We start from the raw sequence: 15,793 nt of genomic DNA, 5'->3' as shown, positions 1-15,793 counted from the left end.
CTCAGCGCGTCTCGATGACGCTCGGTCCGTTCGGCAGCGCACGGACCGTGAGCTGCGCCGGGATCTGCTCCTGCATCGCCTCGACGTGGCTGATGACGCCGACCGTGCGACCGCCCTGCCGCAGCTCGTCGAGCGTGCGCATCGCGACGTCGAGCGTGTCGCCGTCGAGCGACCCGAATCCCTCGTCGATGAACAGCGTGTCCAGGCGGATGCCCCCCGCGCGGGCCGTCACGACCTCGGCCAGTCCGAGGGCGAGCGCGAGGGAGGTGAGGAAGGTCTCGCCGCCCGAGAGCGACTGTGGCGGACGGGTCTGCCCGGTGAAGGCGTCGGCGACCACGATGCCCAGCCCGGACGCGGCACCGCGCGCAGCCAGGGCGTCGGAGTGCTGCAGGCGGTAGCGCCCCTCCGACATGTCATGGAGGCGGCGGTTGGCGGCATCGACGATCTCCTCGAGTTCCGCCGCCAGCACGAAGGTCTCCAGCGTCATCTTGCGGGTGTTCGCCCCTCGTCCGGCGATCGTGTCGGCGAGGGCCTGGAGGACCTCGAACGCCGCGGCATCCTCCGCCGTGCGGGCGTGCTCGTCCTTCGCGGCGTCGATGAGGCCGGCCAGCCGCACCGCGTCGCCCGCCGCCCTGGTGGCCTCGTCGACGGCGGCGGACCACGCCGCTCTGGCGTCGAGCGCCGCCTGCTCATGAGGCGCGAGGTCGATCGGCTCCTCCGGCAGCGTGCGCAGCTCGAGGTCGAAGAGCAGGGCGCGCTCCTTCTCCCGTTGCACGGCGTGCGTCGTCACCCGCTCGTCCAGCTCCGTCTGCACCGCCGGCGGACGCAGCGCCGCGGTGGCGGCCTCGACGTCGGAGAACTCGGAGGCGTCGAGGGCGGCATCCCTCTCGGCAGCCGCCTCCGCGGCCGCCTGCTGCCTCCGCGCCCGTTCGGCTTCGGCGTCGAGGAGGCGGCGTGCGACGGCGAGGTGGGCGGTGGCCTCCGTCATGCGCTCAGCCACCGACGCGTAGCTCCCTCGCGCCTCGTTGATCGCCGTACGGGCGGCCTCGTCGCGCTGGACGACCAGGGCGAGCTGCTCGCGGGCTTCGGCGAGGGCCGCCTCGTCCTGGACGCGCCGCCCGTCGAGCGCGCCCTGCTGGGCACCGAGTTCGACGAGCTCGCCGTCGCGCAGCCGCGCGGCCTCGGCCGCGCCGAGCGCCTCCTTCTCGGCGGCCACGGCGGCATCGAGCTCGGCCTTCGCCGTCTCGACGTCTCGTCCGTCCGCGCGCGCCAGAGCCGCAGCGAGCTCGACCTGCAGCGACGTGCAGGTCGAGCTCGCCTGCTGCTCCCGGCGAGCCGCCTCGTCCCTCCGGGTCTCCGCAGCCGCGATGTCCTCCACGGAGACCGCGGCGCTGTGGTCTGCCGGCGCCGGATGCTCCCGCGCCCCGCACACCGGGCAGGGGTGATCCTCGATCAGAGCGGACGCCAGCTCCCCGGCCATGCCGTCGATCCGGCGCTGGCGCAGATCGGCTAGAGCCGATTGCGCGGCGGCCTGCGCGGACGTCGCCTCGGCGAGGACCCGGTCGGCCGCGGCGCACTCCTGCTGCAGACGTGCCGCCTCTTCCGCCGCCTCCCGGCGGAGCTCGGCAGCGACACGCGCGCTCTCCATGGCGGGGAGCCGGTCGCCGAGCCGACGGGCGTCATCCCGCTCCGCGGTGACGGCGGCGATCCGTCCGGGCAGCGCCGCGCGCTCCGCCTCGCCGTCGCCGCACTGGCGCTCGGCGGTGGCGACGGCCTCCTCTGCGCTGACGCGCTCGGCGGCGCGGCGCGGCGCCTCGGCCTCCAGCACGACGGCGCGCTCCCAGACCCCGGAGGCCCGTGTCCGGTCGGCGATCCACGCATCGAGGTCGTCGGTCTCGACACCGAGCTGATCCCAGTCCGCGCGTGCGCGCTTCTCCGCAGCCACCGCGTCATCAGCCGCTGTCAGGGCACGGTCGGCCGCGGTGATCGAGGACCGCAGCACCTCGGCCGCTCGCGCCCTGGCGAGCTCCGCCTTCGCCTCGGCGATGGCTTCCTCCTCGGCGTCCAGACGCGCCATCGCCGCACGGGCACGGTCGCGCTCGCTCTGGGCACGTCGATCCTCCCGGGCGGCGGCCAGAACCGCATCGGCGGCCTCGAACCGCTTCTCCGCCTCCTGACGCTCGGCAGCGCGCCGTTCCGCCCGGTACGCAGCGCGAGCCTGCGCCCGTTCCAGCTCCGCGAGGCGATCGGCCGTCGTGACGCCATCCCCCTGCGCCTCCGGTCCGACCTCACCGTCGGCGTCGCCGGCGTCGCGCCCGAGGTCGGCATCCGCCACGAGGCGCTCGGCCTCGTCCAGCCGGGCGGACACCGTGGCGAGACGCGCCCCGAGGCTCTGCTCGGCGTGGCGCCGCCGCTCGTCGAACCGCGCCTGCACGTCTTCGAAACGCTCGGTGCCGAAGAGCCGGCGCAGCAGCGCCTGCCGGTCCCTGCTGCCTGCGAGCAGGAACTCCGAGAACCGGTTCTGGGCCAGCAGGATCACCTGCAGGAACTGCTCGCGGCTGAGCTGGAGGATGTCGTCGAGCTCGTGCGCCACGTCGACGGCCCGCGCCGCGCGCCCGACCCAGCCGTCATCCGTGAGCTCCTCCAGGGAGACCGCCGCCGCCTGCTTCGTCAGGCCTCCTCCCCGCCGGGCCGGCCGGAGGTACTCGGGGGAACGCGTGACCCGGTAGCGGCCGGACGGCGTGCTGAACTCGACGACGACCTCGGAGGGGTCGTCCGGTTCGCTGTGGTCGCTGCGGAGCCTCTTCTCCCCGCCGTCGTACCGCGGCACCCCGCCGTACAGCCCGAAGCAGACCGCATCGAGGATGCTCGACTTCCCCGCTCCGGTGCGGCCGGCGATGAGGAAGATCCCGTCGTCGGCGAAGGCGTCGAAGTCCACGGTCTGCCGCGCACGGAACGGGCCGAACCCCTCGACCTCCAGACGATGCAGCCGCACTAGACGAGAGCTTCCGCGCGGACCCGGTCGTCGAGCACCTCGCGGATCAGCTCGCGTTCGACCTCGGTGGCTCCCTGGCCGGCGCGCACGTGCTCGAGGAACGCCTCGATGCGGTCGGCATCGGTCACCGCGGACCGCAGCCGCTCACCGTACGAGCGCTCGCGCTCCTCTCCCGTCGCAGCGGGCTGATGCTGCACCATGGCACAGTGCGGGTACGCCTCGCGGAGCCGTCGCATGGGCTCGGTCTGCGGCACGGCGTCGGTATAGACGGCGCACACCCAGGCGTCGGCGTGCGCGGCCACGCTCCCTGCGGAGAGGATCTCCTCGAAGGTGCCGGTCAGCGTGACCAGTCGCCGCGGAACCGGAAGCTCGAGCCACTCGACGCCCGCAAGGCCGTCGGCATCCAGGTCGACGAGCCAGGAGCCGCGCGGCTTGTGCTGTTCGCCGAAGCTGTAGTGCAGCGGAGCGCCGGCGTACCGCACCCGCTCGCTCACCTGCTGGCGACCGTGGATGTGGCCCAGTGCGACGTAGTCGGGGCCGTCGAACGCGCGGAGGGGGACGACGTCGAGGCCACCCTGCCGCACCTCGCGCTCCAGACCCTCCGTCGGCTCCACGCCCGCGGCGAAGCAGTGGGCGATGGCGACCGACCGGCCCTCGTGCTCCTGCATGCCCGCGCGGACGAGCGTCATCGCGTGCGTCATGGTCTGGGCCTGCGTGCGCAGCTGCCGCCCCTCGGCGTCGCCCTCCGGCCAGTGCTGGCGGACGATCGCGGGCTCCAGGTACGGGATACCGAAGAAGTGCACGGGACCGTGGGCATCGTCGATCGTGACGGGCGTACCGACCGCGAGGGGATCGGTGAGCACGTGGATGCCGTCGCGCAGCAGTCGGGCCTGGAACCCGAGCCGCGCGGCGGAGTCGTGGTTGCCACTGGTGACGACCACCCGCGCGCCCGTCTCGTGCAGACCGACGAGAGCGTCTCCGAGCAGGGTGTAGGCGGCGGCCGAGGGCGTGGCGGAGTCGAACACGTCGCCCGCGACGATGACGACGTCCACCTCGTGCTCCCTGACCTGCGTGGTCAGGGCGGCGAGCACCTCGGCGAGCGCATCCATGGTGGAGTTGCCATGGAACGTCCGGCCGATGTGCCAGTCCGAGGTGTGCAGGATCCGCATACCCCCACGGTACGAAGACCCTCGGACATTCCCTCCGAGGCGTGCCGGGAGCGCCATCTCCCGAGTCATGAGGAGGAAGCGGAAGGTCCCCTGACCCACCCTCGTCGCGGCGACCGGCACGCGGTGATGCGAGATGCGCTGTGCACCTTCACCTGTGCGGCGTGCGGGGCTGCGCGATGCGAGATCAGGGCTGCCCTCCGCCCACAGGAGCCGGGCTTGCCCCGCCGGCTGAGGGTTGTGCCCGCTCCGTCGCGACTACCGACTTCCGCTCTCCTCCTCGAGGTCGTGCGACCAGTTCGCCTGCTGGATCCGGTTGTCGAGCTCTCGGAGCTCCTGGGCGACCGCATCCGCCCGCGCACGCAGCGCGGCGACGGGCAGCGCCGACACCTGCCGCAGCTCCGAGCGCATCTGCCGCAGGTACTGCTCGTTCGCCCCCGAGGCCGCGGCCGCCGCTTCCGTGAGCACGGCGTGACGCAGGCGCAGCACGTCCCGGGCGGCCAGCGCATCGGTCATCGTCCCGTCCGGGCCGAGGTCGAGCCGGGCGTTCGTGACGTTGATGCGGCGGATGAGGCTCTGCAGCCGGGTCAACGCGGCCTCCGCCTCCTCGATCAACGCCGTCGCGTCCTCGGCGGGCTCCTCGCCCTCCTGGTACCGGGCGTTCCCGACGATGCGCGCTCGCAGCTGCTCGATGCGGCGCTGCAGGTCGGCGCGGGCTGCGAGGGCTTCGGCGAGTCTCATGCCCTCATCCTCGCAGGCGGCGGCCGTAACAGTTCGTCATACAGGCGGAAGGTCAGCGCGTGCGGAGCAGACCCGACTGCTCGGGGTGCGCGGCGAACCACTCCGCCACGTACCAGCACACGGCGTCCACCTTGCGGTCGCCGCGCTCCGCGATGTCGGCCACCGCCCCCTCGACCACCTTCCCGGCGTACCCGTTCCCGCGGAATGCCGGGACCGTGTAGGCCCGGGTGAGCGCGACCGTGTGGCCGTCGTCCCGGTAGTCGAGCACGCTGACGAGCTTCCCGTCGCGCGTGAGGGTGTACCGCGATGCGTCCTTCTCGTCGGTCAGGATGAAGCCGCCGACGGTGTGCGAGATCGTCATCCGTGTCACGTTACGCCTCTTGCGACGCGCCCGGGCGTTTTGACATGTCCCGTCACGATCGGACATAATCCCCCCATGACCATCAACGCACGCCCTTTGTCCGCCCAGGAGGCGAACGGGACTGCCGGGATGATGATGCCCGGTCGCGTTGACATGTGTTGCCGAATGTGTCGCTGAACGAACAGCCACCTCGCCTGACCTGACTCCTCGCCATCTGCGAGAGCAGCGTCCCGAGCACACACCCGTGCTCGCTTCCCCGGCTCCGCCGGTCATTCGTGCAACGCATCCGAGCCCCCTCCCGTCGGGCTCACGTCCTGAGGACCCATCATCATGTCGAACTCCGCCCTTCTCGAGCGTCCCGCCGTCACCGCCCCGAACCGCACCGTCCGACCCGCCGAGTCGTCGGCCCCGCTGGCCCCGGCCGGCGCCGATCTCCCCGCCGTCCGCTCGCCCCGCGGCTTCGCCCTCTACGTCGGCCTGGACGAGATCAAGGCCGCCGAAGCCGGTGTGAGCCTTCCGCTGCTCGTCGACGCCCTCCGCCGCACGCTGGCCGAGCTCGCGCCCGGCGCCGAGACCCACGCCACCGTCGCCCTCGCCCCGCACGGCTCCGGCGGCCGAGACCTCGACGTCGTGCGTCTCGCCCTGCAGGAGCCCGGCGCGATCGCCCGCACCAAGGCCGCTGCCGAGGAGGAGACCACGCCCGAGGAGTCCGGCGTCACGGTCGACATCTCCCGCAAGCGCGTGCTCATCGACGGCGAATCCGCCGCCTTCACCTACAAGGAGTTCGAGCTGCTGCAGTACCTCGTCCTCCGCGAGGGCCGCACGATCGAGCGCAGCGAGCTCGTCGCCGCCCTCTGGCAGGCCCAGGACGACGAGACGCCGGGCGAGCGCACGATCGACGTGCACGTGCGCCGGCTGCGGGCGAAGCTCGGCCGGTACGAGGACATCGTCCGCACCGTGCGCGGCATCGGCTACCGGTTCGACCGTCACGCCGACGTCGTCATCCGCTACGGCCACGGAACCCCGTCGCCCGACCGCTTCTGACGCGCTCCCCTCGCCGGGAGGCCGGTGTCAGGAGCCGCGCGTAGGGTGGGCGCATGACCCTCGCCGCCGCCCCCGCGACGGCGGGCGCCGTCCACGCGGACCCTCCGCGGGAGACGACGTACCGCCCGCCGCATCCGCTCGATCTCCGGCGCACCGTCGGCATGCTGCGCCGCGGCGGCACCGATCCGACGACGGTCTTCGACGGCCCGGTCATCTGGCGCGCGGTCCGCACGCCGCAGGGTCCGTCGACGCTCGCCCTGCGGATGTCGGGGAACGAGGTCAAGGCGACCGCCTGGGGTCCGGGTGCCGAGCACGCCCTCGCCCTCGTGCCGGCGCTGTGCGGTGCCGGCGACGACCCGACCGGCTTCGATCCCTCCCTGCACCCCCTCATCGCCGAGGCGGCCCGGCGACACCCCGGCATCCGGCTCGCGCGGACGGATGAGGTCTTCGATGCCCTCGCCTGCGGCATCCTCGAGCAGAAGGTCACCTCCATGCAGGCCTTCGGCGCCTGGAGGTACCTCGTGTCGCGCTACGGCGACCCGGCACCGGGGCCGACGCCGCGACCGATGGCCGTCGCTCCCACGGCGGCGCAGTGGCGACGCATCCCGTCCTGGGCGTGGCATCGCGCCGGAGTGGAGCCGCCCCAGTCGAAGACCATCGTGCGGGCGGCGGAGCGCGGCGACCGCATCGCCGCTGCCGTCCGAGCGGCCACGACCGGCGCTGACCGTGACCGCGTGCTCACGAGCCTGCCCGGGGTCGGCGTCTGGACCGCTGCGGAGACCCGGATCCGCGCGCTGGGCGACCCCGATGCCGTCAGTGTCGGCGACTACCATCTGGCACACGAGGTCGGGCATGCCCTGACCGGGCACCGCACGGACGATGCCGGCATGATCGAGCTGCTCGCCCCCTGGGCCGGCCACCGGCAGCGCGTCATCCGGCTCATCTTCGCGAGCGGCGTCGCCGAGGCGCGGCGCGGACCCCGGCTCGCCCCGGAGGACCACCGCCGACGCTGATCGGTCTGTGATCACAGCGACCGACGTATGCTGAGCGCATGTCCCGTACCGCCCTGCGCATCTTCGTCACGGTCGGCCTGCTGATCGCCGGTGTCGTCCTCGGCCTCATCTTCCAGAACGTCTGGCTGGGCGTGCTGCTCGCCGCGATCGTGTGGTTCGGCTGGTTCCTCGGCTACGAGTCCCGCCGCGGTCACAACGCGGGCGTGAACGACGAGGACCACGGCGTCGAGCTCTGACGCCCGTCAGTAGTAGACGGCGAGGGGGCCGGACGGGCCCTCCACGACCTGTACCGGGGTGTCGAACACCCGGCTCAGCACGTCGTCCGTCATGATCTCCGCCGGCGGGCCGAACTCCACCACCCGGCCGTCCTTCATGGCGCAGATGTGGTCGGCGTAGTGCCCGGCGAAATTGATGTCGTGCAGCACGATGACGATCGTGCGCCCGAGCTCCTCCGCCGCCCGCCGCAGGTGCTTCATCATCTGCACGGCGTGCCGCATGTCGAGGTTGTTGAGGGGCTCGTCCAGCAGCACGAACTCCGTGTCCTGCGCGAGGACCATGGCCACGTAGGCCCGCTGCCGCTGTCCTCCGGAGAGCTCGTCGAGGTAGCGCCCCTCGAGCGCCCCCAGATCGAGGAAGTCGATCGCCTGGCTGATGACCTCCTCGTCGGCCCTCGTCAACCGCCCCTGGGAGTGCGGGAAGCGGCCGAAGCCCACGAGCTGGCGCACGGTGAGCCTGGTCACGAAGTGGTTCTCCTGGCGGAGGATCGAGACCACCTTGGCCAGATCCTTCGACTTCGTGGAGGCGACGTCGAGCCCGGCGATCTCGATGGCTCCGGCGTCCATCCCGTTCAGCCTGCCGATCATGGTCAGGAGCGTCGACTTGCCCGCACCGTTCGGCCCGATGAGGGCGGTGATGCCGCCGGTCGGGATACGGAGGTCGACGGGGCCGATCGCCACCTCGCTGCTGTAGTCACGGCGGACGCCGTCGAGTGCGATCACAGTCTGCCCTTTCGGAGGATGACGATGAGGAACACGGTGCCGCCCACGATCTCGATGAGGATCGACACCATGCCCTGCGCGTAGAAGACGTTCTTCATGACGAAGTACGCCCCCGCCAGGATCGAGAATGCGGTGAGGACGGCGACCGGGAAGATCAGCCGATGGTCGTGCGTGTCGGCGAACTGGTAGGCGAGCGTCGCCACGAGGAAGCCCAGGAACGTCATCGGTCCGACCAGGGCGGTGGAGGTGGCCATCAGCACCGCGACGAGCGTCAGGACAAGGAACTGCTCCCTGCGGTGGTCGAGCCCCAGCGATCGCGCGGCATCGGGACCGAGCGCGAGCACGTTCAACCGCCGGGACCGCAGCCATAGGAGGGCGGACGCTGCGATCACGAGCGGGACCGCGAGCGGGAGGTACGACGGGTCGGCGTTGGAGACGTTGCCGAACAGCCGCGCGGCGAGCACATCGAACTCGCTGGGGGTGAGCAGACGCTGCATGAAGGTGGCGATCGCCCCGAGGCCTCCCCCGATCACGATGCCCACGAGCAGCATGATCTGGAGGTTGCCGTATCGGCCCGAGAGCAGCCACCCGTAGAGCACGACGGCGAGCCCGACCATGACGAGCACCTGGAGGGCGAACTGACCGACGCCCTGGATCGCCACCAGCCCCGCGACCCCGAAGAGGTACACGGTCGTGGTCTGCACGACGCGGTACAACGACTCGAAACCCATGATCGAGGGAGTGATGATCCGGTTGTTCGTGACGGTCTGGAAGCTCACCGTGGCGACGGCCTGGGCGACCGCGACGAGCGCCATCACGACCACGGCGGTCGCGCGGTGCTGCGCGATGCGCCAGAAACCGGGGGTGCCGACGGGGAGAGGGTTGTCCCAGGCGAGGAGACCGAAGGCGGAACCGAGGGCGATCACGCCGAGCACCACCAGCACGACGATGTAGCGGCGGCGCGCCCGTGGGGTCGTGAACGCCCCGGCCGACCGCGTCGTCCGCGGGGCGGGGGTCGCCGTCATCGTCGCCTCAGCCACGACGACGCTGCCGAAGGAGGAGGAGCACGAACACGACGGCGCCGACGACACCGAGGATCAGGGACACCGGCACCTCGAACGGCATGATGATCGTCCGCCCGATGATGTCGCAGACGGTGACGATCGCGATGCCGAGAAGACACACCCACGGCAGGTTGCTGCGCAGGTCGTCGCCGCGGACCATCGAGACGATGTTCGGGACGATGAGCCCCAGGAAGGGGAGGTTGCCGACGACGACGGTGACCACGCCGGTCGTCACCGCGATGAGGGCGGTGCCGAGCAGGATCATCCGGTTGTAGTTCACCCCGACGTTGGTGGCGACCTCCTCCCCCAGCCCGGCGATGGTCAGCCGGTCGGCCACGAGGAAGACGATGACGCCGATGATGGCGACGATCCACAGCATCTCGTACTGGCCGCGCATGACCGACGTGAAGCTGCCCGCGAACCAGACGCCGATGATCTGCAGCGAGTTCGTGGCGAGGGCGAAGTAGGTCGTGATGGCGCCGACCACCGCGCCCAGCATGATGCCGACGATGGGCACGATGAGCGACGACTTCAACGCGACGCGGCGGAGGAACGCGAAGAACACCATCGTGCCGACGAACGCGGCGAGCACGGCTCCGGCCATGCGCAGCGGAAGGGAGGGCTGCGGCACGAGGACCATCACGGCGAGGAGCCCGAGTCCCGCCCACTCCGTGGTCCCGGTGGTGGTCGGCTCGACGAAGCGGTTCTGCGTGAGCAGCTGCATCACGAGGCCGGCCATCGCCATCGCCGCGCCGGCGAGCACGAGCGCCATCGTGCGGGGGACGCGAGTGATCTGGAACATCTGCGCGCCGTCGTCCGCACCGGCGATGTCGTACACGCCGGTGAAGAGCGAGATCACCAGGAGTGCCGCCACGACGAGGAGACCGATGAGCAGCTTCGGGTCGAACAGCCGTGCGGACGATCGCGGTGTCGATGTGAGGAGAGGAGAGGTCATGAGGGGATGCCGGCGGCGGCGCCCCGGTCGAAACGCCGCCGCACAGCCCTTACTTGTCGGCGCCCTTCTCGAGCGCGTCGGCGAGGTCGTTGAGGAACGTCGTGTACGTCTGGATGCTCTCGTTGAGGTAGGTGTCCGTGGGCATGTAGACGATCTGGTCGTCCTTCACGGCGGTCACGCCGGCGAGCGCCTCGGAGCTCTCGATGATCTCCGCCGCCTGCACGTAGTCCGGCGTCTCCGCGGCGAACACGGCATCCCGGTCGAGCACCAGGATCCAGTCGGGGTTCGAGGCGGCGATCGCCTCGACCGAGATCTCGTCGCCCTGGTGGTCGTCGGTCGCGTCGTCGACCTGCAGTGCCGGCGTGAGGCCGAGCATGTCGTAGATCGGTCCCAGCGAGCGGCCGACGGTCGGAGCGAGGTAGCCGATCTGCCCGCCCGAGGTGTTCACCGCCATGACGGTGTCGGCGTCGTCGTAGGCCGCCTTCGCGCGGTCCACAGCGGCGTCGAACTCCTCGACGAGCTTCTGGGCCTCGTCCTGCTTGCCGAAGATCTCGCCCAGGGCGATGGTCTGCCGCTTGAGCTCCTCGTCGAAGGGCTCGCCGTCCCGCGGCTCCAGGTCGATGATCGTGGCGTCAGGGACGAGCTCGGCGATGGCCTCGTTGTGCTGCGTGAACCGCTGGCCGCTGATGATGAGGTCGGGGTCGGCGGCGACGATGGCCTCGAGGTCGGGCTCGGAGTGCAGGCCGATGTCGACGATGTCCTCGTCCTTCACGTAGGAGACGGTCTCCGGCATGAGGGAGACCGCGCCGGCGGAGAGCTCGATGCCCCAGTCGGAGAGGGTCTGGAAGGTCCGGTTGTCCAGAGCGACGACCGAGGCCGGCGGCGTGGTGATCTCGTGCGTGCCGGTGTTGTCCTCGATGGTCACGGTCCCCGATTCCGCCGTCGTCTCTTCGGGTTCGGCTTCGCCGCCGGACGCGCAGCCGGAGAGGGCGAGCAGGCCGACGAGAGCGACGCTCGTGGCGGTGAGGGTTCTGGGCACGGACATGGAGAGACTCCTGTTCTGCGGGGATGTGTGCGCCCTCGCGGGGCGCCGGTCCGACGGGCGGGCGAGCCGACCGCGTCGGTTTTTAGGTTAGCCTTACTTTATGAGCGATACGAAATCCGGTTTCTCGATCGAGCGTCGCGGCCTCGAGCTGCGCTTCCGCAACGTCACGCTGAGCGCCCGCGAATGGCTCGCTCCGGATTTCGTGCGCGTCCGCCTGTCCGGGCCCGACCTCGCCGGCTTCGACTCCCCGGGCTCCGACGACCACATGCGGCTCTTCTTCCCGAGCGGCCCCGTGGACTCGGTGGAGGAGCTGCGGGCCTCCCCGAGCCGCGAGTACACGCCCCTCGCCTGGGGTGACGACTGGCTCGACGTGGAGTTCGCCGTGCACGGCGATCAGGGCGTGGCCGCCCCGTGGGCCGCGAACGCCCCGCTCGGGTCGACCATCGGCGTCGGCGGGCCACGCGGCGCCGCCGTCCTCACCGGAGAGCCGGGATCCTGGCTCCTCGTCGGCGACGAGACCGCCATCCCCGCGATCCGTCGCTTCGCCGCCCTCATCCCCGCCGGCACCCCCGCACGCATCGTCATCGAGACGGTGTCGGCCGGCCGCGAGGTCGAGATCGACGCTCCGGTGCCTGTCGAGTGGCTGCACCGCGGCGACGCGCCGGCCGGCTCCGCGCTGATCGCCTTCCTCGACGCGCTGACCGCGGACGAAGTCGTCGGAGACGACCCGTTCGTCTTCATCGCCGCCGAGCAGTCCATCGTGAAGCCCGGCCGTGCCCTGCTTGCACGCTGGGGCGTGGACAGCGCGAACGCCGTCGTGAAGGGCTACTGGAAGCGCGGCGAAGCCGAATACCATGCTCCGCACTGACAGGCGACCGGTGCGCTGACAGACTGGGCGCATGGCTCTCCTCGATCACCTGGGCATCACCGTCGCCGACCTGGAGCGCGGACGCGCGCAGTTCCATCCCGTGCTCACCGCGCTCGGCTACGAGCTCGGCGGGGAGGACGATCACTCGATCTCCTGGCACACCGGCGACGAAACCGAGATCATCCTCTACACGTGGGACGACGACTCCACCCCCCACCGCCACGGCCGCGTCGGCTGGCAGCACATGGCCTTCGCGGTGCCGTCGCGCGCCGAGGTCGACCGACTCCACGACCTCGCTCTCGACGCCGGCTGGACCGCGGTGCGCGAGCCGAAGGAGTATCCGCGGTACAGCGAGCGGTATTACGCCTCCTTCGTCGAGGACGCCGACGGCATCCGGCTCGAGTTCATGTACAACCCGCCGAAGGACGCTTGACGCCCGGGCGTGTCGCCGCCTAGGATGGCAAGGCTGCGCCGACCGGCGCCGCACACCAGCCGAGGAGACGACGGATGACCGCCCCGCGGAATCTTCCCCAGAACGTGGCATTGCCCCTTCCGCAGAAGCGCAATGACCGCGACGAGTCGTACCCTCCGGCGCGCGCCGTGTGACAGCATCCGCTCTCGCAACGCCCCGCACCGTCAGGTCCGGGGCGTTTTCCGTCGGAAGACTCCCTGACCTGTGGCCGGACACCACCACAAGGAAGGGAATCATGGAGAGGCTCTCCGCGCGGCTGCTGTCGTGGGCGTCCCTGATCGATGAGAAGACCCTCGATCAGGCCCGCACCACCTCACGCATGCCGTTCATCCACCCGCACCTGGCGCTGATGCCGGATGCGCACCTCGGCAAGGGCGCAACCGTCGGGTCGGTCATCCCGACGCTCGGCGCGATCATCCCCGCGGCAGTCGGCGTCGACATCGGCTGCGGCATGATCGCCGTCCGCACGCCGTTCACGAAGGACGACCTCGACGGGCGCGACCTCGCCGCGCTCCGGGAGCAGATCGAGCGCGCGATCCCGCTGTCCGCCGGGCGCTACAACAACAAGGTCGTGGCGACGGCCGCACCGCGCATCGCCGAGCTGGAGGAGCGAGCCCGTGCGGCCGAGTTCGACCCCGAGGGCTACGCGAAGAACTGGCGGCTCCAGCTCGGCACGCTCGGCTCGGGGAACCACTTCATCGAGGTGTCGGTGGACGAGCTCGACCGGGTCTGGCTGTTCCTGCATTCCGGGTCCCGTGGCGTGGGCAACAAGATCGCCGGGCACCACATCGCGGTCGCGCAGCGGCTGGCGAAGCAGTGGTGGATCGACCTGCCCGACGCCGACCTGGCCTACCTCGTCGAGGGCACGCCGGAGTTCACGCGCTACATCCGCGAGCTCCGGTGGGCGCAGCACTTCGCGCTGCTGAACCGCGAGGAGATGATGGACCGCGTCATCCGGCAGCTCTCCGACTTCCTCGGCGCCCCGGTCGAGGAGGAGGAGCGGATCAACTGCCACCACAACTTCACGGAGTCGGAGATGCACTTCGGAAAGCGCGTCTGGGTGTCCCGCAAGGGCGCGATCCAGGCGGACGCGGGTCGGCCCGGACTCATCCCCGGGTCGATGGGCACGGCATCGTACGTGGTGGAGGGGCTCGGCGACCCGCTGTCGCTGAACTCCTCCCCGCACGGCGCCGGGCGGGAGTACTCGCGGTCCGCGGCGCGGAAGACGTTCACCCACGCGCAGCTGCGGGAGGCCATGGCCGGCATCGAGTTCCGGGACACCGACGCCTTCATCGACGAGATCCCTCAGGCCTACAAGCCCATCGATCGGGTGATGGACGATGCGGCGAGCCTCGTGCGGATCCGGCACACGCTGCGACAGCTCGTGAACGTGAAGGGCGACTGACCGAGGGCCGGGTGAGGAGGGATCCTCACCCGGCCCTTCCTCCCCGATCCCCGCGATCTCCGGTGTCTCCACAGAGCGCGAGTGGCCGGGCGTGGCGTCCGCCAGGATGCTGGCAGGCTGAAGGATCCGGTGCCACGATGAGGGGATGGAAACCATGGACGGTGCGCAGGTCTGGACCATGATCGGCGCGTTCACGGCGCTGATGATGGGCATGCTCACGGTCGTCTCGACGCTGTTCATCCGCGTCCTCCGCAGCGAGATCGGCGGCCTGCGCAACGAGATGACCGCGCGCTTCGATGCGGTCAACACCCGCTTCGACGCGGTCGGCACACGCATCGACGGCGTCAACACCCGCATCGACGGGCTCGACCTTCATGTGCAGGCGCTCGTGAAGCGCACGTTCGGGCTGGATCGGGAGTGAGGATCGACGCATGAGGATCGTCGTCGCAGGAGGGACAGGCGTCGTCGGCACGCCCACGGTGGAGGCCGTCCGGAGCGCCGGTCATGAGGCCGTCGTGCTCAGTCGTTCACACGGCGTCGACCTGGTCAGCGGGCGCGGGCTGGAGGCGGCGCTGACCGGAGCCGATGCCGTGATCGATGTCGTGAGCGTCGAGACCCTGAAGGCGAGCACGGCGATCGAGTTCTTCACCGCCGCCACCGGGAACCTCCTCGCCGCCGCCGCGGACACCGGCGTGGGACACGTCGTCCTGCTCTCCATCGTCGGCATCGACCGGATCCCCTACGACTACTACGCGGGAAAGGTGGCCCAGGAGAAACTGGTCTCCGCGGCCGCCGTCCCCTCGACGATCCTCCGCGCCACGCAGTTCCACGAGTTCGCCGCCCAGATGTTCGCGCGCGCGAAGGCGGGGCCGCTGCATCTCGCTCCGCGTGCGCGCACGCAGCCGGTGGCGGCCCGCGAGGTCGCGGAACGGCTCGTCACGCTCGCGACCGGGGACGCGCAGGGTCGAGTGCCTGATTTCGCCGGCCCCCGCGAAGAGCAGCTCGCCGACATGGTGCGGGCGTACGCGCGGCGCATCGGGTACCGCGGCTGGATCCCGGCGCTGAACGTGCCCGGCCCGCAGATGGCGGGGATGCGCGCGGGGAAGGCGCTGCCGGGACCGGAGGCCGTGCGCGGGACGCAGACGTTCGCAGAATGGCTTGCCGAGGCGGTGCCGGCGCGCGCAGACTGAGGAGGGGCGGGGGTCTTCCAGCAGTCGAGCGACCAGGAGCACGCATGGCGAACCTCAATCCCTACCTGTCCTTCCGCACCGAGGCCCGCGATGCCATGGAGTTCTACCGGGGAGTCCTCGGCGGAGATCTCGACATCACGGTCTTCGGCGACTTCCCCGACATGGTGCAGGATCCGAGCCAGAAGGACCTCGTGATGCATGCGCAGCTCACGACCCCCGACGGCCTCGTGCTCATGGCCTCGGACACCCCGGAGGGCATGACCTACGAGAAGCCGCAGGGCGTCTCCGTGTCCCTGAGCGGCAACACCCAGGAGGTGACCCGGCAGGTGTGGGACCGCCTCTCCGAGGGCGCCACGATCACGATGCCGCTCGATGTGCCGCCGTGGGGCGGGACGTTCGGGATGCTCGTCGACCGCTTCGGGATCGCCTGGATGCTGCACGGCGACCCCGAGTGACGCCGAGCCCCCGGGTTCACG

At 71.0% G+C, this 15,793-nt stretch carries 17 protein-coding genes; 9 read left to right on the top strand and 8 right to left on the bottom strand.

The features are described 5' to 3' along the window. Position 1: 1 nt before the first annotated feature. The 4 genes from AUV07_RS09585 to AUV07_RS09570 form a co-directional block, all read right to left on the bottom strand. Positions 2-2,995, bottom strand: a complete 2,994-nt coding sequence (locus AUV07_RS09585) for an AAA family ATPase (RefSeq protein WP_062635663.1) — start codon at positions 2,993-2,995, stop codon at positions 2-4. After that, positions 2,995-4,164, bottom strand: coding sequence for an exonuclease SbcCD subunit D (locus AUV07_RS09580; protein ID WP_062635661.1), 1,170 nt, complete (start codon positions 4,162-4,164; stop codon positions 2,995-2,997). Before AUV07_RS09580 ends, AUV07_RS09585 begins: the two co-directional genes overlap by 1 nt. Before the next feature lie 255 nt (positions 4,165-4,419). Beyond that, a complete protein-coding gene (locus tag AUV07_RS09575; RefSeq protein ID WP_062635659.1) occupies positions 4,420-4,902 on the bottom strand; it encodes a DIP1984 family protein in 483 nt (160 codons plus the stop codon). A 52-nt stretch (positions 4,903-4,954) separates the two neighbouring features. After that, positions 4,955-5,263: a GNAT family N-acetyltransferase gene (locus AUV07_RS09570; protein ID WP_025104484.1), complete on the bottom strand. Its 309-nt coding sequence runs from the start codon at positions 5,261-5,263 to the stop codon at positions 4,955-4,957. 330 nt (positions 5,264-5,593) lie between these two features. On the opposite strand from AUV07_RS09570, the gene AUV07_RS09565 reads away from it, so the two are divergent. Genes AUV07_RS09565 through AUV07_RS09555 form a run of 3 tightly spaced genes read left to right on the top strand, consistent with a single transcriptional unit; the run spans position 5,594 to position 7,556 of the window. After that, entirely contained in the window at positions 5,594-6,307 is a 714-nt protein-coding gene (locus AUV07_RS09565; RefSeq protein ID WP_060921402.1) for a winged helix-turn-helix domain-containing protein, read from the top strand. 53 nt (positions 6,308-6,360) lie between these two features. Beyond that, positions 6,361-7,320 (top strand): DNA-3-methyladenine glycosylase family protein, encoded by a 960-nt coding sequence (locus AUV07_RS09560; protein ID WP_062635657.1) that lies wholly within the window; start codon positions 6,361-6,363, stop codon positions 7,318-7,320. Positions 7,321-7,358: 38 nt separating this feature from the next. Then, positions 7,359-7,556, top strand: coding sequence for a hypothetical protein (locus AUV07_RS09555; RefSeq protein ID WP_025104487.1), 198 nt, complete (start codon positions 7,359-7,361; stop codon positions 7,554-7,556). Positions 7,557-7,562: 6 nt separating this feature from the next. On the opposite strand, the gene AUV07_RS09550 is transcribed toward AUV07_RS09555, so the two are convergent. The 4 genes from AUV07_RS09550 to AUV07_RS09535 are packed head-to-tail and all read right to left on the bottom strand — an operon-like array spanning position 7,563 to position 11,382. Next, the gene (locus AUV07_RS09550) at positions 7,563-8,318 is read right to left on the bottom strand and encodes an iron ABC transporter ATP-binding protein (RefSeq protein ID WP_062635655.1); all 756 of its coding nucleotides are present in this window, start codon (positions 8,316-8,318) and stop codon (positions 7,563-7,565) included. Further along, complete coding sequence (locus AUV07_RS09545) at positions 8,315-9,343, bottom strand: iron chelate uptake ABC transporter family permease subunit (protein WP_062635653.1); 1,029 nt, start codon at positions 9,341-9,343, stop codon at positions 8,315-8,317. Before AUV07_RS09545 ends, AUV07_RS09550 begins: the two co-directional genes overlap by 4 nt. 7 nt (positions 9,344-9,350) lie before the next feature. Next, a complete protein-coding gene (locus AUV07_RS09540) occupies positions 9,351-10,337 on the bottom strand; it encodes an ABC transporter permease (protein ID WP_062635652.1) in 987 nt (328 codons plus the stop codon). Positions 10,338-10,386: 49 nt separating this feature from the next. After that, on the bottom strand, positions 10,387-11,382 hold the full coding sequence (locus AUV07_RS09535; protein WP_062635650.1) for a siderophore ABC transporter substrate-binding protein: 996 nt from the start codon (positions 11,380-11,382) through the stop codon (positions 10,387-10,389). 100 nt (positions 11,383-11,482) lie between these two features. Between AUV07_RS09535 and AUV07_RS09530 the strand changes: the two genes are divergently transcribed. The 6 genes from AUV07_RS09530 to AUV07_RS09505 all read left to right on the top strand — a co-directional run bounded on the left by AUV07_RS09530 (position 11,483) and on the right by AUV07_RS09505 (position 15,772). Next, positions 11,483-12,250, top strand: coding sequence for a siderophore-interacting protein (locus AUV07_RS09530; protein ID WP_062635648.1), 768 nt, complete (start codon positions 11,483-11,485; stop codon positions 12,248-12,250). 31 nt (positions 12,251-12,281) lie between these two features. After that, positions 12,282-12,683, top strand: a complete 402-nt coding sequence (locus AUV07_RS09525) for a VOC family protein (protein WP_025104493.1) — start codon at positions 12,282-12,284, stop codon at positions 12,681-12,683. A 274-nt stretch (positions 12,684-12,957) separates the two neighbouring features. After that, positions 12,958-14,127 carry an RtcB family protein gene (locus AUV07_RS09520; protein WP_062635647.1) on the top strand — a complete coding sequence of 390 codons (1,170 nt, stop codon included), beginning with the start codon at positions 12,958-12,960 and terminating at the stop codon, positions 14,125-14,127. Between the two features lie 145 nt (positions 14,128-14,272). Beyond that, the gene (locus AUV07_RS09515; protein ID WP_062635645.1) at positions 14,273-14,548 is read left to right on the top strand and encodes a hypothetical protein; all 276 of its coding nucleotides are present in this window, start codon (positions 14,273-14,275) and stop codon (positions 14,546-14,548) included. 10 nt (positions 14,549-14,558) lie between these two features. Further along, the gene (locus tag AUV07_RS09510; RefSeq protein ID WP_062635643.1) at positions 14,559-15,317 is read left to right on the top strand and encodes an SDR family oxidoreductase; all 759 of its coding nucleotides are present in this window, start codon (positions 14,559-14,561) and stop codon (positions 15,315-15,317) included. A gap of 44 nt (positions 15,318-15,361) precedes the next feature. Continuing rightward, complete coding sequence (locus tag AUV07_RS09505) at positions 15,362-15,772, top strand: VOC family protein (protein ID WP_062635641.1); 411 nt, start codon at positions 15,362-15,364, stop codon at positions 15,770-15,772. Positions 15,773-15,793 lie beyond the last annotated feature (21 nt).

It is taken from the genome of Microbacterium sp. CH1 (assembly GCF_001595495.1).
Lineage (GTDB): Bacteria > Actinomycetota > Actinomycetes > Actinomycetales > Microbacteriaceae > Microbacterium.
Note: the sequence above shows the minus strand (reverse complement) of the source record. Positions and strands in the feature narration are given on the sequence as shown.

Coding starts and splice junctions, on each gene's coding strand:
- AUV07_RS09565 (WP_060921402.1), top strand. CDS start 5,594: ATGTCGAACTCCGCCCTTCTCGAGCGTCCCGCCGTCACCGCCCCGAAC.
- AUV07_RS09575 (WP_062635659.1), bottom strand. CDS start 4,902: ATGAGACTCGCCGAAGCCCTCGCAGCCCGCGCCGACCTGCAGCGCCGC.
- AUV07_RS09535 (WP_062635650.1), bottom strand. CDS start 11,382: ATGTCCGTGCCCAGAACCCTCACCGCCACGAGCGTCGCTCTCGTCGGC.
- AUV07_RS09580 (WP_062635661.1), bottom strand. CDS start 4,164: ATGCGGATCCTGCACACCTCGGACTGGCACATCGGCCGGACGTTCCAT.
- AUV07_RS09570 (WP_025104484.1), bottom strand. CDS start 5,263: ATGACGATCTCGCACACCGTCGGCGGCTTCATCCTGACCGACGAGAAG.
- AUV07_RS09555 (WP_025104487.1), top strand. CDS start 7,359: ATGTCCCGTACCGCCCTGCGCATCTTCGTCACGGTCGGCCTGCTGATC.
- AUV07_RS09545 (WP_062635653.1), bottom strand. CDS start 9,343: ATGACGGCGACCCCCGCCCCGCGGACGACGCGGTCGGCCGGGGCGTTC.
- AUV07_RS09525 (WP_025104493.1), top strand. CDS start 12,282: ATGGCTCTCCTCGATCACCTGGGCATCACCGTCGCCGACCTGGAGCGC.
- AUV07_RS09515 (WP_062635645.1), top strand. CDS start 14,273: ATGGAAACCATGGACGGTGCGCAGGTCTGGACCATGATCGGCGCGTTC.
- AUV07_RS09530 (WP_062635648.1), top strand. CDS start 11,483: ATGAGCGATACGAAATCCGGTTTCTCGATCGAGCGTCGCGGCCTCGAG.
- AUV07_RS09510 (WP_062635643.1), top strand. CDS start 14,559: ATGAGGATCGTCGTCGCAGGAGGGACAGGCGTCGTCGGCACGCCCACG.
- AUV07_RS09540 (WP_062635652.1), bottom strand. CDS start 10,337: ATGACCTCTCCTCTCCTCACATCGACACCGCGATCGTCCGCACGGCTG.
- AUV07_RS09560 (WP_062635657.1), top strand. CDS start 6,361: ATGACCCTCGCCGCCGCCCCCGCGACGGCGGGCGCCGTCCACGCGGAC.
- AUV07_RS09505 (WP_062635641.1), top strand. CDS start 15,362: ATGGCGAACCTCAATCCCTACCTGTCCTTCCGCACCGAGGCCCGCGAT.
- AUV07_RS09520 (WP_062635647.1), top strand. CDS start 12,958: ATGGAGAGGCTCTCCGCGCGGCTGCTGTCGTGGGCGTCCCTGATCGAT.